The 22295-nt window shown below is 43.8% G+C and carries 23 protein-coding genes; 13 read left to right on the top strand and 10 right to left on the bottom strand.

The annotated features are described in order from the left end of the window. The first annotated feature begins 490 nt into the window (after positions 1-490). The 5 genes from leuA (at position 491) to QQ041_RS22775 (ending at position 6346) form a co-directional block, all read left to right on the top strand. The gene (gene leuA / locus QQ041_RS22795; RefSeq protein ID WP_060983000.1) at positions 491-2038 is read left to right on the top strand and encodes a 2-isopropylmalate synthase; all 1548 of its coding nucleotides are present in this window, start codon (positions 491-493) and stop codon (positions 2036-2038) included. 96 nt (positions 2039-2134) lie between these two features. Then, positions 2135-3226, top strand: coding sequence for a 3-isopropylmalate dehydrogenase (gene leuB, locus QQ041_RS22790; protein WP_285955133.1), 1092 nt, complete (start codon positions 2135-2137; stop codon positions 3224-3226). A gap of 117 nt (positions 3227-3343) precedes the next feature. Beyond that, positions 3344-4756, top strand: coding sequence for a 3-isopropylmalate dehydratase large subunit (gene leuC / locus QQ041_RS22785; RefSeq protein WP_057621989.1), 1413 nt, complete (start codon positions 3344-3346; stop codon positions 4754-4756). A gap of 14 nt (positions 4757-4770) precedes the next feature. Next, positions 4771-5373 carry a 3-isopropylmalate dehydratase small subunit gene (gene leuD, locus QQ041_RS22780; RefSeq protein WP_285955132.1) on the top strand — a complete coding sequence of 201 codons (603 nt, stop codon included), beginning with the start codon at positions 4771-4773 and terminating at the stop codon, positions 5371-5373. A 190-nt stretch (positions 5374-5563) separates the two neighbouring features. Beyond that, a complete protein-coding gene (locus QQ041_RS22775; RefSeq protein WP_285955131.1) occupies positions 5564-6346 on the top strand; it encodes a DUF547 domain-containing protein in 783 nt (260 codons plus the stop codon). A 97-nt stretch (positions 6347-6443) separates the two neighbouring features. On the opposite strand, the gene QQ041_RS22770 is transcribed toward QQ041_RS22775, so the two are convergent. Next, entirely contained in the window at positions 6444-6989 is a 546-nt protein-coding gene (locus QQ041_RS22770; protein ID WP_146490487.1) for a DUF924 family protein, read from the bottom strand. A gap of 59 nt (positions 6990-7048) precedes the next feature. Next, positions 7049-7903, bottom strand: a complete 855-nt coding sequence (gene djlA / locus QQ041_RS22765) for a co-chaperone DjlA (RefSeq protein WP_285955130.1) — start codon at positions 7901-7903, stop codon at positions 7049-7051. A gap of 148 nt (positions 7904-8051) precedes the next feature. On the opposite strand from djlA, the gene lptD reads away from it, so the two are divergent. The 6 genes from lptD (at position 8052) to QQ041_RS22735 (ending at position 14817) form a co-directional block, all read left to right on the top strand. Beyond that, complete coding sequence (gene lptD / locus QQ041_RS22760) at positions 8052-10385, top strand: LPS assembly protein LptD (RefSeq protein ID WP_146490485.1); 2334 nt, start codon at positions 8052-8054, stop codon at positions 10383-10385. A gap of 43 nt (positions 10386-10428) precedes the next feature. Beyond that, entirely contained in the window at positions 10429-11724 is a 1296-nt protein-coding gene (surA, locus tag QQ041_RS22755) for a peptidylprolyl isomerase SurA (RefSeq protein ID WP_146490484.1), read from the top strand. Beyond that, a complete protein-coding gene (pdxA, locus tag QQ041_RS22750) occupies positions 11714-12703 on the top strand; it encodes a 4-hydroxythreonine-4-phosphate dehydrogenase PdxA (RefSeq protein ID WP_061019093.1) in 990 nt (329 codons plus the stop codon). Before surA ends, pdxA begins: the two co-directional genes overlap by 11 nt. Continuing rightward, on the top strand, positions 12700-13515 hold the full coding sequence (rsmA, locus tag QQ041_RS22745) for a 16S rRNA (adenine(1518)-N(6)/adenine(1519)-N(6))-dimethyltransferase RsmA (RefSeq protein WP_017632191.1): 816 nt from the start codon (positions 12700-12702) through the stop codon (positions 13513-13515). Before pdxA ends, rsmA begins: the two co-directional genes overlap by 4 nt. Before the next feature lie 88 nt (positions 13516-13603). Further along, positions 13604-13984 carry a Co2+/Mg2+ efflux protein ApaG gene (gene apaG, locus QQ041_RS22740; RefSeq protein ID WP_004735899.1) on the top strand — a complete coding sequence of 127 codons (381 nt, stop codon included), beginning with the start codon at positions 13604-13606 and terminating at the stop codon, positions 13982-13984. A gap of 29 nt (positions 13985-14013) precedes the next feature. Next, entirely contained in the window at positions 14014-14817 is an 804-nt protein-coding gene (locus tag QQ041_RS22735) for a symmetrical bis(5'-nucleosyl)-tetraphosphatase (RefSeq protein ID WP_146490483.1), read from the top strand. 78 nt (positions 14818-14895) lie between these two features. Here QQ041_RS22735 and folA read toward each other — a convergent pair whose 3' ends face one another. The 6 genes from folA to rplU all read right to left on the bottom strand — a co-directional run bounded on the left by folA (position 14896) and on the right by rplU (position 18887). Continuing rightward, entirely contained in the window at positions 14896-15375 is a 480-nt protein-coding gene (folA, locus tag QQ041_RS22730; RefSeq protein WP_146490482.1) for a type 3 dihydrofolate reductase, read from the bottom strand. Between the two features lie 39 nt (positions 15376-15414). Then, positions 15415-15888: a threonine/serine exporter family protein gene (locus QQ041_RS22725; protein ID WP_017062945.1), complete on the bottom strand. Its 474-nt coding sequence runs from the start codon at positions 15886-15888 to the stop codon at positions 15415-15417. After that, positions 15888-16655, bottom strand: coding sequence for a threonine/serine exporter ThrE family protein (locus QQ041_RS22720; protein ID WP_285955129.1), 768 nt, complete (start codon positions 16653-16655; stop codon positions 15888-15890). Before QQ041_RS22720 ends, QQ041_RS22725 begins: the two co-directional genes overlap by 1 nt. A 165-nt stretch (positions 16656-16820) precedes the next feature. Next, positions 16821-17993, bottom strand: coding sequence for an Obg family GTPase CgtA (cgtA, locus tag QQ041_RS22715; protein WP_017061377.1), 1173 nt, complete (start codon positions 17991-17993; stop codon positions 16821-16823). A gap of 305 nt (positions 17994-18298) precedes the next feature. Next, positions 18299-18556, bottom strand: coding sequence for a 50S ribosomal protein L27 (gene rpmA / locus QQ041_RS22710; protein WP_004735905.1), 258 nt, complete (start codon positions 18554-18556; stop codon positions 18299-18301). Positions 18557-18575: 19 nt separating this feature from the next. Beyond that, positions 18576-18887 carry a 50S ribosomal protein L21 gene (gene rplU, locus QQ041_RS22705; protein ID WP_004740823.1) on the bottom strand — a complete coding sequence of 104 codons (312 nt, stop codon included), beginning with the start codon at positions 18885-18887 and terminating at the stop codon, positions 18576-18578. Positions 18888-19155: 268 nt separating this feature from the next. On the opposite strand from rplU, the gene ispB reads away from it, so the two are divergent. Beyond that, on the top strand, positions 19156-20127 hold the full coding sequence (gene ispB / locus QQ041_RS22700; RefSeq protein ID WP_146490480.1) for an octaprenyl diphosphate synthase: 972 nt from the start codon (positions 19156-19158) through the stop codon (positions 20125-20127). A gap of 95 nt (positions 20128-20222) precedes the next feature. On the opposite strand, the gene QQ041_RS22695 is transcribed toward ispB, so the two are convergent. Beyond that, on the bottom strand, positions 20223-20414 hold the full coding sequence (locus QQ041_RS22695; protein WP_017061375.1) for a hypothetical protein: 192 nt from the start codon (positions 20412-20414) through the stop codon (positions 20223-20225). Between the two features lie 125 nt (positions 20415-20539). Further along, positions 20540-21475, bottom strand: a complete 936-nt coding sequence (gene mdh, locus QQ041_RS22690; protein ID WP_009847834.1) for a malate dehydrogenase — start codon at positions 21473-21475, stop codon at positions 20540-20542. A 332-nt stretch (positions 21476-21807) separates the two neighbouring features. On the opposite strand from mdh, the gene argR reads away from it, so the two are divergent. Further along, the gene (gene argR, locus QQ041_RS22685; RefSeq protein WP_004740827.1) at positions 21808-22278 is read left to right on the top strand and encodes a transcriptional regulator ArgR; all 471 of its coding nucleotides are present in this window, start codon (positions 21808-21810) and stop codon (positions 22276-22278) included. Positions 22279-22295: the final 17 nt, after the last annotated feature.

Genomic DNA, 22295 nt, shown 5'->3' with positions numbered 1-22295 from the left:
CACTATTTAATCAAGTGATTAATTAATTTGGTCACGCTTGTGATTTTTTTGGTGAATCGTTCCATCAAAAAGATTTACTACAAAGTTTTAACCTACACATAAGCCAAACGATAAACTAACCCCCCAATACAAAACCGCCAATCAGATGATTCAGCCAACAAAACAACACAAAACAGCACAAACCAAACCAAAACGTCGCCAATGCACGCTGATATTGGATTTTCTTGTTTGACGCTCAGAATAAATTCCGGTAAATATGGTGTTAACAGTTTATTTACGGATATTTGTGTAATGATTTTTTCTTCTTCTCGACTGCTGAAACTTCTCCTTATCGTGAACCAATCGCGCGGGTAAGTTGTGGGTCAAGAACTACACAAATATTAAAACCCGCGCTGAGCGGGTTTTTTTGTAACTGGCACTTTTAAAAGAACATCATTCTTAATAATAATTTGGATAGCAATCGATTCATTATCGATATAAGGAAGCACCCATGAACGATCAAGTGATAATTTTTGACACGACCTTACGTGATGGCGAGCAAGCGTTGGCAGCAAGCCTTACGGTAAAAGAGAAATTACAGATCGCTTATGCACTTGAACGACTGGGTGTAGATGTTATTGAAGCCGGTTTCCCAGTGTCATCACCAGGCGATTTCGAATCTGTACAAACCATCGCGAAGAATATTAAAGATAGCCGAATCTGTGCACTTTCTCGCGCAGTTGCGAAAGACATCGACGCAGCGGCAGAAGCGTTAAAAGTCGCTGAGCAGTTCCGTATTCATACCTTTATTTCGACATCGACGGTTCACGTTCAAGACAAATTACGTCGCAGCTACGACGATGTTGTCGAGATGGCAGTAAAAGCTGTAAAGCATGCGCGTAACTATACCGATGATGTTGAGTTCTCTTGTGAAGATGCAGGTCGTACACCTATCGACAACCTATGTCGTATGGTTGAAGCTGCTATCAACGCTGGCGCAAAAACCATCAACATTCCAGATACTGTAGGCTACACAGTACCAAATGAATTCGGTGGCATTATCCAAACGCTATTTGATCGCGTACCAAACATCGATCAAGCGATCATCTCTGTTCACTGCCACGATGATTTAGGTATGTCGGTTGCCAACTCAATTGCTGCGGTTCAAGCGGGTGCTCGACAAATTGAAGGCACAATCAATGGTATTGGTGAGCGTGCGGGTAACTGTTCTTTAGAAGAAATCGCAATGATCATCAAAACTCGTCAAGAGCTATTAGGTGTTCATACTGGTTTGGATCACAAAGAGATTCACCGTACCAGTAAGTTGGTTAGCCAGCTTTGCCACATGCCAATTCAAGACAACAAAGCAATCGTTGGTGCTAACGCATTCAGCCACTCTTCAGGTATCCACCAAGATGGCATGCTTAAGAACAAGAACACTTACGAGATCATGACGCCTGAGTCTATTGGCTTGAAGAACAAAGCATTGAACCTAACAAGCCGCAGCGGTCGTGCAGCCGTTAAGAGCCACATGGATGCTATGGGTTACAAAGACAACGAGTACAGCCTAGATTCATTGTACGAAGACTTCTTGAAGCTAGCTGACCGTAAAGGCCAAGTGTTCGATTACGACCTTGAAGCACTAATGCACTTTGCGAACCTACGCGACGAAGATGACTTCTATAAACTTAACTACCTAAGCGTGCAATCTGGTAGTGTTATGTCTACCACCAGCATCAAGCTTCAATGTGGCGATGAAGAGAAATGCGAAGCGGCTGTTGGTAACGGCCCTGTTGATGCTTTATACCAATGTATCTACCGCTTAACGGGTTACGAGATTGCCTTGGATAAATTCGACCTTACCGCGAAAGGTGAAGGCGAAGATGGCCTAGGCCAAGCTGATATTATTGCTAACTATAAAGGCCGTAAATACCACGGTACGGGCGTTTCAACGGATATCGTTGAGGCCTCTGGTCAGGCGCTACTGCACGTTATTAATAGCATTCAACGCGCAGACACCATTGCTGAAATGAAACAGCAAAGAATCGCGACAGTTTAAACACCCAATAACAGAGCCCTAGAGCCGATGTTATTGGCTTTAGGGACAAAATTTAAAACGAGCGAACAGCTCAGTAACAAGAATTAAAGGATTAACATGACTGATAAATCATACAAGATTGCCGTACTACCTGGTGATGGCATTGGCCCAGAAGTAATGCAGCAAGCACATAAAGTGTTAGACGCGATCGAAAAGAAACACGCAATTAGCTTTTCTCGCGAAGAGTATGATGTTGGTGGTATCGCAATTGATAACCACGGCTGTCCACTTCCAGAAGCGACAGTAACAGGCTGTGAAGAATCTGACGCAGTACTATTTGGCTCGGTTGGCGGCCCTAAGTGGGAACACCTTCCACCAAACGATCAACCAGAGCGTGGTGCTCTACTTCCCCTGCGTAAACACTTCCAATTGTTCTGTAACCTACGTCCTGCACAAATCCATAAAGGTCTAGAGTCTTTCTCTCCTTTGCGTGCTGACATTTCAGGTAATGGTTTCGACATCGTTGTTGTTCGTGAGCTAACAGGCGGCATCTACTTCGGCCAACCTAAAGGTCGTGAAGGCGAAGGCGCAACTGAAAAAGCCTTTGATACTGAGATTTACCACCGTTACGAAATCGAACGCATTGCAAAGATTGCTTTTGAATCTGCACGTCTACGTAACAAAAACGTTTACTCAATCGATAAAGCGAACGTTCTACAGAGCTCTATCTTATGGCGTGAAGTGGTTGAAGAAATCTCGAAAGATTACCCAGATGTCACGCTAAACCACATGTACATCGACAACGCGACCATGCAGCTAATCAAAGATCCATCTCAGTTTGACGTAATGCTATGTTCAAACATCTTCGGTGACATCATCTCTGATGAGTGTGCAATGATCACCGGCTCTATGGGTATGCTTCCTTCTGCAAGCTTGAACGAAAGTAACTTCGGCCTATACGAACCTGCAGGTGGCAGCGCGCCAGATATCGCAGGCAAGAACATCGCGAACCCAGTAGCGCAAATTCTTTCTGCTGCGCTAATGCTTCGTTACAGCCTAGGCGAAGCAGCAGCAGCACAAGACATCGAAGCAGCGGTGTCTAAAGCACTTTCTGCAGGCGAGCTAACAGCAGACCTTGCAGGTAACAACCAAGCGCTTACTACCTCTGAAATGGGTGACAAGATCGCAGAGTACATCTTAGCTTCATAGGCTAAATGCTCCGATTAAAAGCAAGTACATAAGAATAATATCAAGCCAAGTCAGCTTAAACCGCATGACTTGGCTCGAAACAAACACTGGGACTGATGCTCCCAAGGAAGAACAGCTATGTCGACAAACCAGCAAGCAAAAACCTTATACGAAAAAGTTTACGACGCACACGTTGCAGTAGCAGCGGAAGGCGAAAACCCGATTCTTTACATCGACCGTCACCTAGTTCACGAAGTAACGTCACCTCAAGCGTTTGATGGGCTGCGAGAAAAAGGCCGTAAAGTTCGCCAAGTAGGCAAGACTTTCGCGACCATGGATCACAACGTATCAACTCAAACCAAAGACATTAATGCTTCTGGTGAGATGGCTCGTATCCAAATGGAAACGCTATCAAAAAACTGTGAAGAGTTTGGTGTAACGCTTTACGACCTAAACCACAAATACCAAGGTATTGTGCACGTCATGGGCCCTGAGCTAGGTATTACTCTACCGGGCATGACCATCGTATGTGGTGACTCACACACTGCGACACACGGTGCATTTGGTTCTCTTGCGTTCGGTATTGGTACTTCAGAAGTTGAACACGTTCTAGCAACTCAAACGCTAAAACAAGCTCGCGCTAAAACCATGAAGATCGAAGTAAAAGGCAAGGTTGCTCCGGGCATCACTGCAAAAGACATCGTGCTAGCGATCATCGGTAAAACAACGGCTGCTGGCGGTACAGGCTACGTGGTTGAATTCTGTGGTGAGGCAATTACAGACCTTACGATGGAAGGTCGTATGACGGTATGTAACATGGCAATTGAGCTTGGTGCGAAAGCTGGCTTAATTGCTCCAGATGCAACGACATACGAGTACATCAAAGGTCGTAAGTTCTCTCCAGCAGGGGAAGACTTAGAAGCGGCAATTGAATACTGGGACACATTGAAAACCGATGCTGACGCAGAGTTCGATGCTGTTGTCACGCTAGAAGCGGCAGACATCAAACCGCAAGTCACATGGGGAACCAACCCAGGTCAGGTTATCTCGGTAGACACACCAATCCCTGCACCAGAAAGCTTCGCAGACCCTGTTGAAAAGGCATCTGCAGAAAAAGCTCTGGCTTATATGGGTCTTGAAGCAGGTAAGTCGCTATCGGATTACAACGTCGATAAAGTCTTCGTAGGTTCTTGTACTAACTCGCGTATCGAAGACATGCGTGCAGCTGCTGCCGTAGCAAAAGGCCGCCAAGTCGCGAAACATGTTCAAGCATTGATCGTTCCAGGCTCTGAGCAAGTAAAAGCGCAAGCTGAAGCAGAAGGCCTAGATAAGATCTTCATCGAAGCAGGTTTTGAATGGCGCCTACCAGGCTGCTCTATGTGTCTTGCAATGAACAATGACCGTCTAGGTCCACAAGAGCGCTGTGCTTCTACATCAAACCGTAACTTTGAAGGTCGCCAAGGCCGTGATGGTCGTACGCACCTAGTTAGCCCAGCGATGGCAGCCGCAGCCGCTATCGCTGGTCACTTTGTCGATATTCGTGAACTTTAATTAGAGGATTTAACATGTCAGGTTTTCAACAACACACCGGATTAGTCGTTCCTCTAGATACGGCCAACATCGACACTGATGCGATCATTCCAAAGCAGTTTCTACAGAAAGTGAACCGCATCGGTTTTGGTAAGCACTTGTTCCACGACTGGCGCTTCTTAGATGACGCTGGCAAACAACCAAACCCTGAGTTTGTAATGAACGAAGCACGCTACCAAGGCGCTTCAATTCTTCTAGCTCGTGAAAACTTCGGTTGTGGCTCATCTCGTGAACATGCACCTTGGGCGCTTGCCGATTACGGTATCCAAGTAATGATCGCACCGAGCTTTGCCGACATTTTCTACGGTAACTCGATCAACAACCAAATGGTGCCGGTTCGATTGACTGAGCAAGAAGTGGATGAGCTATTCCAATTCGTTGAAGCAAATGAAGGCGCAGAAATCACCGTTGATCTAGAAGCAATGAAAGTGAGCGCAAATGGTAAACAGTACTCGTTTGAAATTGATGAGTTCCGCCGTCATTGCTTACTGAATGGTTTAGATAATATCGGCCTTACACTTCAACATGCTGATAAGATCTCAGAGTTTGAAGCTAAGATTCCTAGCTTCCTGAAATAAAGAAGTCTTGAAATAGAATCACACAGTTTCTGTAGACATAAAAGGTTGGCCTAGTGCCAACCTTTTTTATTTAGCTGAATATCATTATTAAACTTCTTCTTTATTTGACTAAGTTCGTTATTTAACTGAAGAGCCATGAAAGAAAATGGTAAGCCATAAGGTCTTAGTAGTCAGTCATCAGGAGAATGCCATGAAACAACTACTTTTTATTGTCAGCCTACTTTTCTCAACCTTAGTTTGGTCTGCGCCTAAATCCGATCTTTGGCGGTACTGGAATCAAAGCAATGAAACCAATCTAGAACAAGTATCTCACCAAGATTGGCAGCAATTTCTCGATAACAACCTAGTTAAACAAGGGCAAAATACCCTAGTTCGCTATAAAGCAGTGAACACTGCCGATAAAAAAAAGCTCAAGCAATACATCCAACAACTCGAACAAGTTAATCCGCTCGACTATTCAAAAGCGGAGCAGTATGCCTATTGGGTTAACCTATACAACGCCGTGACTGTCGATTTGATTCTTGATGCCTACCCGATAAAATCCATCACTAAACTTGGCGGACTATTTAGTTTCGGGCCGTGGGGAGATGATGTAGTAGTCGTTAACGGTAAGTCACTGACACTCAACGATATTGAACATCGAATCCTAAGACCGATTTGGCAAGATCCACGCACGCATTATGCAGTGAACTGTGCCAGCCTAAGTTGCCCTAACTTGCAGCCTGATGCTTTTACCTCTGACAATACTGAAACCTTGCTAGAGCAAGCTGCTCATGAGTTTGTAAACAGTGACAAAGGCGTGCTGGTTACAAATAATAAGCTTCAGCTATCATCGATTTACGATTGGTTTGCTGTGGATTTTGGTACGGAGAAACAACTCATTCAGCACTTAGACCAATATCGAACAGAAGCAGTAACCAATACTCAAAATATCAGTTATGACTACGACTGGTCGCTCAACCAAGCTAACTAGCTCTAACGCTAAACTTCATAACTAAAGCAAAACAAAAAAGAGGCTAGGGTTTTATCAACCACTAGCCTCTTTTCATCTATTTCACTGAATTCTAAAACTAGAAACTTGAACCTGGCTGCTGCAAGAATTCAACCTCTTCAGGAGTCGAAGTTCGTCCTAACACTTCATTTCGGTGCGGATAGCGACCAAATCGCTCAATGATAATCTTGTGCTTAAACTCAAAATCCAAATTATGTTCTAATCCCGTTTGAGAAAAGAGCTCCACGGCTTGTTCATGGACCAACAAAGACTCACTGTGCATATAAGGCATATACAGGAAACTTTTTTGTTGCTCGTTAAGTTGGTGGTCAAAACCACCCGCTACCGCCTCTTGCGCTAGAGCCAACGCCATCGGATCAGCCGAAAAAGCTGCCGGACTGTTTCTACCAATATTTCGAGAAAACTGATCAAGCACGATAATCTCTGCCAATCGCCCTTGTGCGTTTTGTCGCCATTCAAACAGCTCACCTTGAGTCGCAGTTTTGTGCAGTTCAGAAAATCGAGACTCTATCAAAGAGTCAATCTCGGCGCCGCCAGTAAACCAATCTTTAGGCGTCAACTCATCGAACCAAAACTCTAGAACATCCTGATACGTTACCGTCATATAATTCCCTTTAATAAAAAAGCGAGTCATTTAATGTCATGACTCGCTTTAGTGTTCGATTACTTAAAACCTTTAACTTTTTTTATCAGGTCATAAGCATTTTGAATCTCTTGCGATTTCTCTTTCGCAACATTCATCATCTCTGGAGGCAAGCCCTTCGCCATCAGTTTATCTGGGTGGTGCTCATTCATCAGCTTACGATAAGCTTTCTTGACCTCTTTACCGTCGGCACTCTCACTCACACCTAGTACCTTAAAAGCATCGCCAAGCTGATTCTGCTGTGAAGCCTGTTGCCAACCTGATGATTGCCCATGGCCTTGATGACCACCAAAGCTTCCGCCTTGCTGTTGGAAACGGAATGAAGCTTCTTGCATCTGCAAGCGGCGTTCTAATTGCTCTGCAGAAAACCCTAGACCTTGAGCTATCTTATGCAAGACCTGACGCTCACTTGGATGCAAGCTCCCATCAGCAAATGCAGCAGATACTTGCAACTCAAGAAAGAACTGTAGAAGATCAAAACGACCACCCGATGAGATTTTCACTCGCTCAAGTACGTCGCTCAGCGGGAAGTCACTCTCTTTACCATCACGAAAAGCATCTTGCGCCGCTTTACGTTGCTCTCCATGTAGGTTCATGCGCTCCATCATGGTAGAAGCAAGCTGAATCTCTTCTGGTGTTACTTGCCCCTTCGCTTTAGCAACATGTCCCATAACTGCAAAAGCGGATTTAAAAAACTCACTCTGTCTTTCTGCTTGGCTTGGCCCTCGACCAAAACCGGAGCTATTGAATCCAGATTGGTTCAATCGGCGAGCTTTATCGAATTGATGTCCTAAAAACAGACCAAAAACTAAACCGAGCGGCCCTCCAAATAAAAAGCCAAAAAACGCGCCCAAAATTTTGCCAAATATTTGCATTATGTGTTCTCTATCTATGAATTTTATCTGAGTAATGCTGTCTGATGATGCTGAATGCTAATATTTCCTTTATCATAAGGAAATGCTTTATTAATTGGATTGATACTAGATCAACCCTTCATCTAGTGACACAGGATAGTTCAACTTCATGCAATCTTTTTCCCGCACCTTGTTAGCCGCGTCTATAAGTACGGCGTTATACGTGTCGACAACTCAAGCTGAAACAATCACCAATAGTAGTGTGCAGGAAATGCCCTCTATAGATCAATGCTTGATCGAACCCGCTGCAGAAAACGAGACACAGCTACCCGCACACGTTGAGTCAGATCGCTTAGAAGCTATCAATGGTGACAAGGCTATATATTCAGGTGACGTAAGAGTTACGCAAGGGAACAAGACCATCCTTGCTGATAACGTAACCCTACACCAACAAGAAAATATCGTTGTAGCTGAAGGCAACGTAAACTTTAGTGACGGTCAAATCAAGTCAGTATCAGATAGAGCAACCAACAATCTGACTACCGATGAGATGACGTTAGAAAATACCGATTACGAATTTCTTTGCGAACCAGGTCGCGGAGATGCTGTTTATATAGCAAAAACAGGTAAAGCGGTTTATGAGATTGAAGATGGCTCGATTACCTCTTGCCCGATTGGTGACAACGCTTGGCGTCTAAGAGCATCGAGTATCGATGTCGACCAAGACGAAGAGCAAGCGACCTTTTATAACCCACGCTTTGAAATCCAGAGCGTTCCAGTTTTCTATCTGCCTTATCTAACTGTCCCTATTGGCGATACACGTAAAACAGGTTTCCTGTACCCAACCGTGTCATACGGTTCAAGTGATGGCTTTGAAGCTGAAATCCCTGTTTATTGGAACTTAGCACCAAACTACGACTTAGAAACCACTTTTAAGTACATGCAAGAGCGTGGCACACAACTTAACAGTAAATTCCGTTACTTGAGCGACTTTGGCTCAGGTAGTATCGAGTCTGAGTATTTACCGGATGACAAAAAATACTCCGAAAAAGGCGACCGTTGGGGAGCTCAACTTCAGCACTCAGGGATATTCCAGCAATCGTGGTTGTTTGAAGTCGACTACTCAAAAGTCAGCGACATTGATTACTTTACCGATCTAAGTTCTGGTATTGGTAATCGTGAAGATGGCCAACTACTTCAGGAAGGCCGAGCGACATACCGTTCCCAAAACTGGGATGCATCGGTACTTGTTCGAGATTTCCAAGTTCTGACTACAAGTAATAACCTACCTTACCGCCTAATGCCACAGCTAGAGTACAATTACTATGCTCCTGAGGTGATGGAGTACTTAGACTTCGACATGATAAGTCATGTCTCAATATTTGATACCGACGCTGCAGGCAAGCCATCGGCGAACCGTATTCACGTGGAACCCGGTATTACCATCCCAGTAGGGAATACTTGGGGTACTTGGACCACAGAAGCTCGACTACTTGGTACTTACTATCAACAAGATCTTGATGGCGTTGATACAGGTGCGGGTTCTGATTATGAAGGCTTAGAAGAATCGGTAAGCCGAGTTATTCCAGAGTTTAGAAGCCACGCAGGTATCGTCCTAGAACGCGACACCACTATTGTTGGCAACTATACTCAAACACTCGAACCGCAAGTCCAGTATCTTTACGTGCCAGAAGAAGATCAAAGCGATATTGGTCTTTATGATACTACGCTGTTACAAACCGATTATTACGGTCTATTTAGAAGCCGTAAATACAGTGGTGTAGACCGTATCGCAGCTGCAAACCAAGTCAGTTATGGGGCTTCATCTCGTTTCTTTGATGACGAATACAAAGAAAGACTAAATATATCATTTGGTCAAATATTCTATTTTGATAAAGATACAAAACAAACCCTGAGCAGTGAAGGATCTAATGATAAAACTAATTATTCTTCTTGGGCTATCGAAATGGACTTCAACTACGATGACTATCTGTTCTACCATGGTGGCGTGCAATACGACATTGACTCATCTTCGATGCAATTAGCCAATAGTACACTTGAATACCGCTTTGCTGGTGGTTACATACAAACCAACTATCGCTACGTTACAGAAGAATACATAAATGAAACTGTAGATTTTGACGTATCATCAATAACAAGAGATGGTATATCTCAAGCAGGTTTACTCGGTGCCTACCAAATTTCGCCAAAGTGGAATACCAGTGCTCAATATTTCTATGACTTAACCACACAAGAAGATCTAGAGTGGTTAGCTCGTTTAAACTACAGATCGGATTGTTGGTACATCGGCTTTACTTATAGTAACCGTTTGACAAATAACATTAGTAATCCAAATACTACGCCTGAATATGAAAATAACTTCAGCGTTAACTTCGGTATTGTAGGCTTTGGTACCAACATTGGTTCTGACTCTGGAGCAGTTGGGGATAGCAGCTCCGACAACTCGCTAAGCTACGGTCGCCCATTCTTCTTAAACAACTAATTTTCTTTACTGATAAGACATCAGTAAATTTAAAGGATTACACATGACATTGTGGAAACGCACATTAATTGCCATTGCAGCAGCTTGTACTTTATCAACAAGCTATGCAGCGCCGATCGAGCTAGACAGCGTAAAAGTTATCGTTAACGAAGGCGTTATCTTACAAAGTGACATCGATGCTTCTATGAAGACGCTGCGTGCAAACGCTAAAAAAAGCGGTCAAACACTGCCATCACAAGACGTGCTCAACGAGCAAGTGCTTGAAAAACTGATCATCGATACTATTCAGACTCAAGAAGCGGAACGTATCGGTGTTCGTATTGATGATGCTCGACTTGATCAAGCTATTGAAGGTATCGCCAAAGACAACAACCAAACGGTAGAACAACTTACCGCATCGGTTGCTGAAGAAGGCCTTAGCTACAATGCATTTCGAGAGCAAGTAAGAAAAGAAATTGCGGCAAGTGAGGCTCGCAATGCTCTAGTTCGCCGTCGTATTAACATCCTTCCTGCAGAGGTCGATAACCTAGCGGATATCTTAGCGCAAGAGACTAACGCAACCGTTCAATACAAGATTGGACACATTCAACTTCGCTTCAATGATGACCAAACCAAAGAAGAGCTAGAAGCCCAAGCTAAAGAACTTGTCGAAGAACTGAACTCAGGCAAAGATTTTAGCACCATGGCATATACTTACTCTAAAGGTCCTAAAGCACTACAAGGTGGTGATTGGGGTTGGATGCGCAAAGAAGAGATGCCGACCATCTTTGCTGATCAAATCAAAATGCAAAATAAAGGCAGCATCATAGGTCCTTTCCGAAGCGGCGTTGGTTTCCATATTCTAAAAATTGAAGATGTGAAAGGCTTAGAAACCGTAGCGGTAACGGAAGTTAATGCTCGTCATATCCTGATTAAGCCAACGGTCATCTTGAGTGATGACGGTGCCAAAGAGCAACTTGAAGAAATCACTCGTCGTGTCAACGCAGGTGAAGCGAGCTTTGGCGACCTTGCTCAGCAATACAGCCAAGACCCAGGTTCTGCAGTACAAGACGGTGAGCTAGGTTACCAAACGCCAGATTTGTATGTACCAGAGTTCAAACACCAAGTAGAAACACTACCCGAAGGTAAGATCAGTGCGCCATTCAAAACCGTGCACGGTTGGCACATTGTTGAAGTACTAGACCGTCGCGAAGTAGACCGTACTGATTCAGCTTTGAAAAATAAAGCTTACCAAATTCTATTTAACCGTAAATTCAACGAAGAAGCTGGTGCTTGGCTACAAGAAGTGAGAGCAAGTGCCTTTGTGGAAATGGTTGAGGACGACCAAGATGACAACTAAACGTATTGTCATAACTGCAGGAGAGCCCGCGGGGATAGGTCCAGATCTGACTCTGGCTCTATCTCAAGAAAGCTGGCCTCATCAACTTGTAGTCTGTGCCGATAAGACACTGCTAGCTGAACGAGCTAAAGTGCTTGGTATCGAAGTGGATCTGCTAGATTACGACGCAAACGCGGCTAAGCAACCTCAACGTGCTGGCACACTAGTAGTGAAACACATTCCACTTGCTGAAATGGCAATTGCGGGCCAACTCAACGAGGCTAATGGCCATTACGTATTAAATACTTTAGAAACCGCAGCAATTGGCTGTATGAATGATGAATTTGATGCTATTGTCACCGGCCCTGTTCACAAGGGTGTAATTAACCGAGCTGGCGTTGCTTTTAGTGGCCATACCGAGTTCTTTGCAGAGAAGTCCAATACACCACTGGTAGTGATGATGTTGGCAACTGAAGGGCTGCGTGTTGCTCTCGTAACAACGCACATCCCACTAGCTTATGTATCTCAAGCAGTGACCGAAGACAGATTAGAGCAAATTATTGCTATTCTGAATAAAGACTTGGTTGAAAAATTTGCTATTGAGAAACCAACTATCTACGTGTGTGGCTTGAATCCACATGCTGGTGAAGATGGTTGCTTAGGGCGTGAAGAAATAGAAACCATCACCCCGACGCTAGAAAAAATTCGCCAAAAAGATGGCATCAATTTAGTTGGCCCATTGCCAGCAGACACCATCTTTAATGAAAAATATTTGCAAGATGCAGATGCTGTTTTAGGTATGTATCACGACCAAGTACTCCCGGTATTGAAATACAAAGGGTTTGGTCGCTCAGTGAACATCACGCTTGGCTTACCGTTTATTCGCACATCAGTCGACCACGGTACCGCCTTAGACTTGGCAGGGAAAGGCCAAGCCGATACAGGGAGCTTTAGAACAGCGCTCACGCACGCCATTGAATTAGTAGAGAAAAAGCAATGAGAAATGATGTCCACTTAGGACACAAAGCGCGTAAACGTTTTGGTCAAAACTTCCTTAACGATCCATACATTATTGATGGCATCGTATCGAGCATTAACCCACTACCAGGTCAAAATCTAGTAGAGATCGGCCCTGGTCTAGGCGCTATTACTGAGCCTGTGGGTAAGCTTGTCGATAAATTTACCGTTATCGAATTGGATAGAGACCTTGCAGAGCGTCTTCGTAACCATCCGGATTTGGCTGATAAGCTAACAATCCGCGAAGGCGATGCGATGAAGTTCGACTTCCAAGAGCTCGTTAAGCCAAACAATAAGCTACGCATCTTTGGTAACTTGCCATATAACATCTCTACACCATTGATGTTCCACCTTTTTGAATTCCATAAAGACGTGCAAGACATGCACTTTATGCTTCAAAAAGAAGTGGTTAACCGTTTGGCTGCAGGTCCTGGCAGCAAAGCTTACGGTCGTCTTACTGTAATGGCTCAATACTACTGCAAAGTAACACCAGTACTGGAAGTGCCACCAACGGCTTTCGTTCCGCCACCGAAAGTAGACTCAGCAGTTGTACGCTTGCAGCCATACGAAGTGTTACCTTACCCAGCAAAAGATCTAAAATGGTTAGATCGTGTTTGTCGTGAAGGCTTTAACCAACGTCGTAAAACCGTTCGTAACTGCTACAAGAGCTTAATTGATAAGGAAGTACTTGAAGAACTTGGTATCAACCCAAGTATGCGTCCTGAAAACTTAACGCTCGAGCAGTTTGTCGACATGGCAAACTGGCTGCACGACAGTCACAACGCTGATAAATAAATAAAAAAGGCTCCTACACTTCGGTTAGGAGCCTTTTTTATGTAATACTTTAATTACATTAAGTATACCAACAACAAAAGGTGCGAATATGGATATATCTACGCCTTGTATCAAATGCCAGGTTCACTCTAAATACATAGAGGAGCAATCTGAGCCAACGAAGAACCGTTACGTCTTCGCCTACATCATAACCATCAAAAACCTAAGTAAAACAACGGTGCAGCTGATGTCTCGCCGCTGGTTAATTACCGACTCTAACGGCAAGCAGCTCACCATTGAAGGTGATGGCGTGGTTGGGCAACAACCCGTGATTGAAGCCAACGACGAATACACCTACACAAGTGGCACTGTCATCGAAACCCCTGTTGGCGTTATGCAAGGTCACTATGTGATGACCGATAACAAGGGCATTGATTTTATTACCGAAGTTGACCCATTCAGACTCGCAATCCCTAATATTCTTAATTAGCCGTACATCCGTATCTACAGGAAATTATTGTGTCGAATTATATTGTCGGAGACATCCAAGGGTGCTTCGACGAACTTCAATTACTGCTTGAAGTTATTAACTTTGATAAACACCAAGATACCTTATGGGTAGCTGGAGACCTAGTCGCTCGAGGCCCAAAATCATTGGAAACTCTACGCTTTATTCGTAGCCTTGGTGACGCAGCTAAGGTTGTATTAGGCAACCACGACTTACACCTTCTGGCGGTGTCCTTAGGGCTATTTCCAGCGAAACCAAAAGATAAGACTCAAGCGATTCTTGATGCTGAAGATCGTGAATTACTACTCGAATGGTTAAGGCAACAACCTTTGCTTCAGGAACACCCGGAGTTCGTGATGTGCCATGCGGGTATCTCACCGCAATGGAGCATAGAAACAGCACGTATCGAAAATCGAGAGATAGTATCCTTGCTGAAGTCAGACAGATGGCAATGGCTTATCGAAAACATGTACAGCAACACGCCTGATTTATGGCATCAGGATTTACATGATATTGAGCGCTATCGATATGCAATCAATAGCCTAACAAGAATGCGCTTCTGTTTTGAAGATGGTCGACTCGACATGGCATGTAAGCTACCACCCAATGAAATTACCGATGAACCATTAGTACCGTGGTTTGACCTTCCACAACGCATAAAGCTCGATAAAACCGTTGTTTTTGGACACTGGGCTGCACTTGAAGGCTATAACGGAAAAGACGTGATTGGACTTGATACTGGCTGCGTTTGGGGAGGAGACTTAACCGCACTTCGCTGGGAAGACAAACAGTTTTTTACTCAAAAAGCGCTATAGAAACAGAGATACGAACGCTTGCGCTGCTGGGTACAGTAACGCAAGCATTTTTCAAAGCCTAACTCTTAATAACCACAGTTAACGCTCGAGAATCACAAACTCCATATTGTGTTTGTTTTTCTCATCCGCTTGATAAGTATCATTAAAGCTTTGTTTCCAACCCTCTCCCCAGTCTGGGAATTGAGTGTCGCCATCAACATCAAAATCGATATAGGTCAGGTACAACTTGTCTGCTTTAGGTAGGCAGCTTTCATAGATTGAACCACCACCGATGATCATCACCTCTTCAACATCACTAACGAGATCCAGAGCTTTTTCAATAGAAGTAACCGTTGTCACCCCTTCGATCTCTAAGCTCTCATCACGGCTAATCACAACGTTTAATCGGCCAGGTAAAGGACGACCGATCGAATCATAGGTTTTACGCCCCATGACTACAGGCTTACCCATAGTTGAGCGCTTGAACCATGCAAAATCCGCAGGCAAGTGCCAAGGCATCTGGTTGTCTTTACCTATTACACGGTTATTGGCCATTGCTGCAATCATACTGATGATCATAAATCGAAAGTCCTGTCCTTAACTGAGAGAGATTTGATGCTAGACGATAGGTCTGCGTCGGTAGAATAACAGCCCAGGTACAGCTAAGCCAACCGCTAGTCCAGCGATAATGAACATTGATTTCAAAAAGTTCTCCATCAACATTGCCAGTAACTCGGGAGTGTAGCCAGCTCTGTTAATCTCTACCATAGCAATCATTGCCTTGAAGGCAAACACGCCTGGGACCATAGGAATCAAGGCAGCAACCGTAAATACTTTAGGATGCGCTAACAGTTTATGTGACCAATGAACCCCTATCATACCAACTACAGTCGCGGCGAAAAATGTCGCCCATTCGATTGGAATACCAAAGTGCATCATCAGGTAACGGCTACCGTGACCAATAGAGCCTCCTAATGCACAATAAATTAACGCGCGCTGTGGGACGTTAAACACCAATGCGAATCCAACCGCAGGAATCGCGGCGAAAAACATATCATTGAGCAAACCTAAAAACAGTTCGAAAATACTCATTAGCTCGCCCATCCCCAAACATCAGATAAACTCATCGCTGCAACAATACCCAAGCTCGTTGCCAGAGTTAATAAGCTGGCCATGGTAAAGCGCGCTAACCCCATATTAATGTGACCTTTGAGCATATCAGCAACAGAGTTAATCAGAGGAAAGCCTGGTACTAGCATCAATACTGATGAAGCCATCACGATCGTGGGTTGACCGCCAATATTGTAAAGTACAGCTTGAGCAGAGATGGTAGTGGTAACGAATGCAGTGATCGCAAAATTTAATAAAGGATTGAAATGACGATGGCCAACTTCTTGTCTGACGATCATGCCACAGGCTGAGGCAATAAAAGTCATCATGAATACCTGCCAATCTCCGCCCGCAAGACGGCTAAAAGAGGCGCACGATAACCCTATCATCACAACCACTAGCCAACGGTTGTAGCGTTCAGGGCTGATGTTTTGAATCTTTTTATATGCTAATTCATAATCGAGAATTCCCTTCTCCATCATGATGCAAATTCGCTGAATGTCAGTGATCACTTGCATGTTAATGCCACGATCAGCACAGCTTCGTGTGGTGGTAATACAGTGATCATTCATCACGGTAGTGACAACGAGCGCATTGGCTGACAGTGCGACTTCAACCTCATTCACCCCACAAGCAATGCCGATACGGCGCATAATATCGCCGACCAGTGTACTTTCAGCTCCGTGTGCCAGTAACATTTGTCCTGATTGAGCGACAAGTCTTGAGATCGCTCTTTGCTTTGGTGCCATGATTTCCTTCCCATAGGCGTTAAATTTCTAGAAATAAATTCTGCATTAAAATCCGACTGTACATAATGATTTAGATACAAAAAAACCGCAATTTTCATTGCGGTTTAATAAAACTATCAGTGTACTTGTAAGAAGCGACCGATGCGTTATGAGAAACTAAGAGGATTAGTCACGAACATAGATAACATGACCGTCATCTTCTTCGTCATCCCAATCGTCCCAGTCATCGTCATCTTCAGTGACGACATTCTTACCGCTCATCGCATCTTTATGGTAGTCATCCCACATAAAGTCTACTTTTTCTTCTTCTTCAACTTCTACAACTTCACGAGGTAGGTTTTCCATAAACTCACCCAGTTTGAAGCAAAGATCTTTGGTGCCGATTTTGTTCACAGCAGAGATCTTGAAGTACTCGCCTTCCCAACCCAAAGCATCGATGATTTCTTGAATCTTTTCGTCTGCTTCGTCTTCAGGCATTAGGTCAACTTTGTTGAACACTAACCAACGAGGTTTCTGTGAAACTTTTTCACTGTATTGCTCAAGCTCATCAATGATCGTTAGTGCATTCTGAATAGGATCAGACTGATCGATCGGCATAATATCGATCATATGCAGAAGAACACGACAACGCTCAAGGTGCTTAAGGAAACGAATACCAAGGCCTGCGCCATCAGCTGCGCCTTCGATTAGACCAGGGATATCGGCAACGACGAAGCTCTTTTCAGGAACGACACTTACCACGCCCAAGCTTGGGATCAAGGTAGTGAACGGGTAATCAGCCACTTTTGGTTTCGCAGCAGATACTGAACGAATAAAAGTAGATTTACCTGCGTTTGGTAGGCCAAGCATACCAACGTCAGCTAATAGAAGAAGCTCTAAACGCAGTTCGCGAACTTCACCTTTAGTACCCATTGTCTTTTGACGAGGTGCACGGTTAACAGACGATTTAAAACGCGTGTTACCAAGACCGTGCCAACCACCTTTACCAACCATTACTTTCTTACCGTGTTCAGCAACTTCAGCAACGATTTCGTTGGTATGGATATCAACCGCACGAGTACCTACAGGTACTTTCAGTGTAATGTCTTTACCACGTTTACCAGTACAGTTACCACCGCGACCGTTCTCACCACGCTCTGCGTTGTAAAAGCGTTGGAAACGATAATCGATCAGTGTGTTCAAGTTCTCATCCGCTTGGATGTAAACATCACCACCGTCACCACCGTCACCGCCGTCAGGGCCACCTTTAGCGACGAATTTTTCGCGCCAAAAGCTAACTGTACCATTACCGCCATCACCGGCTTCTATTTTTACTACCGCTTCATCAACGAATTTCATTTTTTAACTCCGCACTTACGTTGCGTTACCACTCATCAAGGAGTGATATAAATTCTAGCAGATCCGTGTTTAGATCGATCACCTAAGATCTAGGCCGACCTGCAACCAAGGAACAAATAAGGAGAGGTTCTTTGCTTTCTTTTTCTTAAAAAACAAATGGTTTCTTAAAAACCAAACTGCTTATTAAAAAGTAAAGCCAGAGCGTCTGCTTTTTTATTCTTGCTATAAATAAAAAACCCTGCCGAATCGGCAGGGCTTTTGAATTCAGCTTGAAAGCTAATAAAATAATCTAGTTAAAGATTAAATTACTCAGCTTCGATGCTTACAAACTTACGGTTTTTAGGACCTTTAACAGCAAATTTCACTTTACCTTCAGTAAGAGCGAAAAGAGTGTGGTCTTTACCGATGCCAACGTTTGTGCCAGCGTGGAACTTAGTACCACGTTGACGAACGATGATGTTACCTGCAAGAACAGATTCACCACCAAAACGCTTAACACCAAGACGTTTGCTTTCTGAATCGCGGCCGTTATTAGTAGAACCGCCAGCTTTTTTATGTGCCATTGTTAAACTCTCCTAATACTTAAGCGTTAATGCCAGTGATTTTCACTTCAGTGAACCACTGACGGTGACCAGCTTGCTTACGCGAGTGCTTACGACGACGGAACTTAACGATTTTTACTTTATCGCCACGACCGTGTTGTACTACTTCAGCAGTAACCTTGCCACCTTCAACAAGAGGTGCACCAACAGCGATTTCTTCGCCGTTAGCAACAAGAAGAACTTTATCAAATTCTACAGTTGCACCAGTTTCAACGTCTAATTTCTCTAAACGAAGTGTTTGACCTTCGCTTACTCGGTGTTGTTTGCCACCAGATTGGAAAACAGCGTACATATTTTACTCCGCTTTTTCCGCACAGCCTATGGTTGTTAATTGTACAACTCGGGTGTGCGCTAAACTAATCAATAGGGCGCAGATTCTACGGGAATCATGGCGCTATGACAAGCCATATTTTTAAAAAATTGGCGAAAACCTGTTCGCCAAAGAAAAGTGCGGCAATCATGCCCTTTAGCGATGTATTAATCAACGTTTTTTAGTGTATTATTCAACAATTAAATACAACGTATAAGCCTTACAGGGTCTAACTTCAGCCGGATGAACAATGGATTTTAAAGCTATCCAAACGCTTACTGCCAATGATATGGCAAAAGTGAATGAAACAATTCAAGCCCAACTTAATTCTGACGTAAGTTTAATCAACCAGCTTGGTTTTTATATCGTTAGCGGCGGTGGCAAACGCCTACGCCCTTTGCTTGCTCTTTTATCTGCTCGTGCACTTGGTTATCAAGGTGAAGCTCACATCACCTCAGCAGCCTTTATCGAGTTTATTCACACCGCTACCCTGCTCCATGATGATGTTGTCGACGAATCAGACATGAGACGCGGTAAAGCGACAGCCAATGCCGCTTTTGGTAATGCAGCTAGCGTTTTGGTGGGCGACTTTATTTATACTCGCTCATTCCAAATGATGACAACGCTAGGATCCTTAAAGATCCTTGAGTTGATGAGCGAAGCGGTAAACGTAATTGCCGAGGGTGAAGTTCAACAATTAATGAACTGCAACAACCCAGACACCACAGAAGAAAGCTATATGCAGGTGATCTACTCTAAGACCGCTCGCCTGTTTGAAGCTGCAACGCAAATCGGTGCCATTCTTAGCGAATCATCACCAGAAATCGAAACAGCAATGCAGAACTACGGTAAGTACTTAGGCACCGCATTCCAACTGATTGATGATGTGATGGATTACACAGCTGACGGTAAAGAGATGGGTAAGAACGTTGGTGACGATCTTGCCGAAGGCAAACCAACGCTGCCTCTACTTTACGCAATGCACAATGGTTCTTCTGAACAAGCAAGCATGATTCGTGAAGCGATTGAAAAAGCGAATGGGATGGAACGTCTCGACGATATTATGGCTGTGATGAAAGAGACAGGCTCTTTAGAGTACACAACAAATAAAGCCTATGAAGAAGCCGATAAAGCGATTGCTGAGCTTTCTGTACTTCCTGACTCTGAATATAAGCAAGCGCTAACAACGCTCGCACACTTGGCAGTTAAACGCAGTAAGTAAGCTCGTTGATAGACAACTAGCTTCTATATAAATAATAAAAAAGAGCCTCAGGGCTCTTTTTTAGTTTTGAACAAATATTTATAAAAGATCCAAGTTCAATATCGGCTCGCTTCTAATGATAGTGGCAATTGTGCTTCAATCTCTTCAAGCTCTTCCATTGGCACTGCGTATTGCTCATGCCCATTGTAAGTCTCTACTAAGGCATACTGCTCTTGCTCATCAATAACCAATACTTTTCCTAGGTGCCCCAAATATTCGACATTCATACCCTTCTGAACAGTAGCCATAAAATTTACCCTCAACTTGGTTGTAGAGGAAAATACGAGTAGCTTGAATTCTAGGATCAAAAAAGCCGATCATAATGACCGGCTCTTATTAATTAACTTTTAGGCTGAGTTAAATAGCGTCTCGCTTATTTAGCGAATTCAACACCAATCTCAATGTCGCCATTTAGTGTTTCAAGCATGCTATCTAAAGCGTTACGTTCGAAGTCGCTCAGCTCACCGTAGCTAAGGATCGCTTCAGCGCCCTCTTTGCCAAGTTTAACTGGTTGTGCGAAGAATGGTGCGTGCTCGCCTTCACCTTCAACGTATGCGCATTCAATCACATTCTCTTCGCCTTGAAGTGCTTTCACTAGTGCAAGACCGAAACGACAAGCCGCTTGACCCATAGACAGTGTCGCACTACCGCCGCCAGCTTTAGCTTCTACTACTTCCGTACCTGCATTTTGGATGCGAGTCGTTAGCGCTGCGATTTCTTCATCAGTGAACTCTACGCCTTCAACTTGAGAAAGCAGAGGAAGGATAGTTACGCCTGAGTGACCGCCGATAACAGGAACACGGATGTCGCCTGGATCTTTATCTTTTAGTTCAGCAACGAACGTTTCAGAACGAATCACATCAAGAGTCGTAATACCAAATAGACGACGCTTGTCGTAAACGCCCGCTTTTTTCAGTACTTCAGCCGCGATTGGCACTGTCGTGTTTACTGGGTTAGTGATGATACCAACACAAGCAGTAGGACAAGTAACTGCGATTTTCTCTGCAAGAGACTTAACAATGCCAGCGTTCACATTGAAAAGATCCGCACGATCCATACCAGGCTTACGAGCAACACCTGCAGAAATAAGTACAACATCCGCACCTTCTAGTGCTGGTGTTGGATCTTCACCTGCGTAACCTTTGATCGAAACAGGCGTTGGGATATGGCTAAGATCGGCAGCAACACCCGGTGTTACCGGTGCGATATCGTAAAGTGCAAGATCTGAACCAGCAGGTAGGCGGTTCTTAAGTAGTAGGGCTAGGGCTTGACCGATGCCACCAGCGGCACCAATAACAGCTACTTTCATTGTTATTCTCCTTGAGAGCTTTCTCTTATAAATTCTTTGTAGGGTAATTCTTGAGCTAAATCTAAGTTAAAAAACTATATTAATCACAAAGTGATTACAATCAATTAACGCTAGCTTTGCGACTTCGCGCAAGTCAATAAAACCGTGCTACACAGCGAGTTCGCATTATGGCGATAATCAACTGAAATAACAAAATAAGTCGTCGCAAATAACACATTATTCTATTAAATATTTACAGTGATATAACTAACAAATTACTGGGATATTTTGGCTAAAATTGAATATGTATGCGAGAATATGCAAACATCTTTGTTAATGAATAAGAATGACATATGCGCAATACAGAAAAGCAAGACAACTTAGTTCGTGCATTTAAAGCCTTACTAAAAGAAGAACGTTTTGGCTCACAAGGCGAAATTGTAGATGCCCTAAAACACGAAGGTTTTGAAAGCATCAACCAGTCTAAAGTCTCGCGTATGTTAACCAAGTTTGGTGCCGTTCGAACTCGTAACGCAAAAATGGAGATGGTTTACTGCCTTCCTGCTGAACTTGGTGTTCCGACAGTTTCTAGCTCTTTACGAGAATTAGTACTAGATATTGACCACAACAATGCATTAGTTGTGATACACACTGGCCCTGGTGCAGCTCAGCTTATTGCTCGCTTATTAGACTCACTAGGTAAGTCGGAAGGCATACTGGGTGTGGTCGCGGGTGATGACACTATCTTTATTACTCCAACGTTATCGGTTACCACTAAGCAACTGTTTGATTCTGTGTGCGAACTGTTTGAATACGCAGGATAATTGATCATAGTTTCATA

It is taken from the genome of Vibrio sp. TMPB1044, assembly GCF_030442075.1.
GTDB lineage: Bacteria > Pseudomonadota > Gammaproteobacteria > Enterobacterales > Vibrionaceae > Vibrio > Vibrio satsumensis.
This window is presented reverse-complemented; position numbering and strand designations above follow the sequence as displayed.

Coding starts and splice junctions, on each gene's coding strand:
- leuA (WP_060983000.1), top strand. CDS start 491: ATGAACGATCAAGTGATAATTTTTGACACGACCTTACGTGATGGCGAG.
- leuB (WP_285955133.1), top strand. CDS start 2,135: ATGACTGATAAATCATACAAGATTGCCGTACTACCTGGTGATGGCATT.
- leuC (WP_057621989.1), top strand. CDS start 3,344: ATGTCGACAAACCAGCAAGCAAAAACCTTATACGAAAAAGTTTACGAC.
- leuD (WP_285955132.1), top strand. CDS start 4,771: ATGTCAGGTTTTCAACAACACACCGGATTAGTCGTTCCTCTAGATACG.
- QQ041_RS22775 (WP_285955131.1), top strand. CDS start 5,564: ATGAAACAACTACTTTTTATTGTCAGCCTACTTTTCTCAACCTTAGTT.
- QQ041_RS22770 (WP_146490487.1), bottom strand. CDS start 6,989: ATGACGGTAACGTATCAGGATGTTCTAGAGTTTTGGTTCGATGAGTTG.
- djlA (WP_285955130.1), bottom strand. CDS start 7,903: ATGCAAATATTTGGCAAAATTTTGGGCGCGTTTTTTGGCTTTTTATTT.
- lptD (WP_146490485.1), top strand. CDS start 8,052: ATGCAATCTTTTTCCCGCACCTTGTTAGCCGCGTCTATAAGTACGGCG.
- surA (WP_146490484.1), top strand. CDS start 10,429: ATGACATTGTGGAAACGCACATTAATTGCCATTGCAGCAGCTTGTACT.
- pdxA (WP_061019093.1), top strand. CDS start 11,714: ATGACAACTAAACGTATTGTCATAACTGCAGGAGAGCCCGCGGGGATA.
- rsmA (WP_017632191.1), top strand. CDS start 12,700: ATGAGAAATGATGTCCACTTAGGACACAAAGCGCGTAAACGTTTTGGT.
- apaG (WP_004735899.1), top strand. CDS start 13,604: ATGGATATATCTACGCCTTGTATCAAATGCCAGGTTCACTCTAAATAC.
- folA (WP_146490482.1), bottom strand. CDS start 15,375: ATGATCATCAGTATGATTGCAGCAATGGCCAATAACCGTGTAATAGGT.
- QQ041_RS22725 (WP_017062945.1), bottom strand. CDS start 15,888: ATGAGTATTTTCGAACTGTTTTTAGGTTTGCTCAATGATATGTTTTTC.
- QQ041_RS22720 (WP_285955129.1), bottom strand. CDS start 16,655: ATGGCACCAAAGCAAAGAGCGATCTCAAGACTTGTCGCTCAATCAGGA.
- cgtA (WP_017061377.1), bottom strand. CDS start 17,993: ATGAAATTCGTTGATGAAGCGGTAGTAAAAATAGAAGCCGGTGATGGC.
- rpmA (WP_004735905.1), bottom strand. CDS start 18,556: ATGGCACATAAAAAAGCTGGCGGTTCTACTAATAACGGCCGCGATTCA.
- rplU (WP_004740823.1), bottom strand. CDS start 18,887: ATGTACGCTGTTTTCCAATCTGGTGGCAAACAACACCGAGTAAGCGAA.
- ispB (WP_146490480.1), top strand. CDS start 19,156: ATGGATTTTAAAGCTATCCAAACGCTTACTGCCAATGATATGGCAAAA.
- QQ041_RS22695 (WP_017061375.1), bottom strand. CDS start 20,414: ATGGCTACTGTTCAGAAGGGTATGAATGTCGAATATTTGGGGCACCTA.
- mdh (WP_009847834.1), bottom strand. CDS start 21,475: ATGAAAGTAGCTGTTATTGGTGCCGCTGGTGGCATCGGTCAAGCCCTA.
- argR (WP_004740827.1), top strand. CDS start 21,808: ATGCGCAATACAGAAAAGCAAGACAACTTAGTTCGTGCATTTAAAGCC.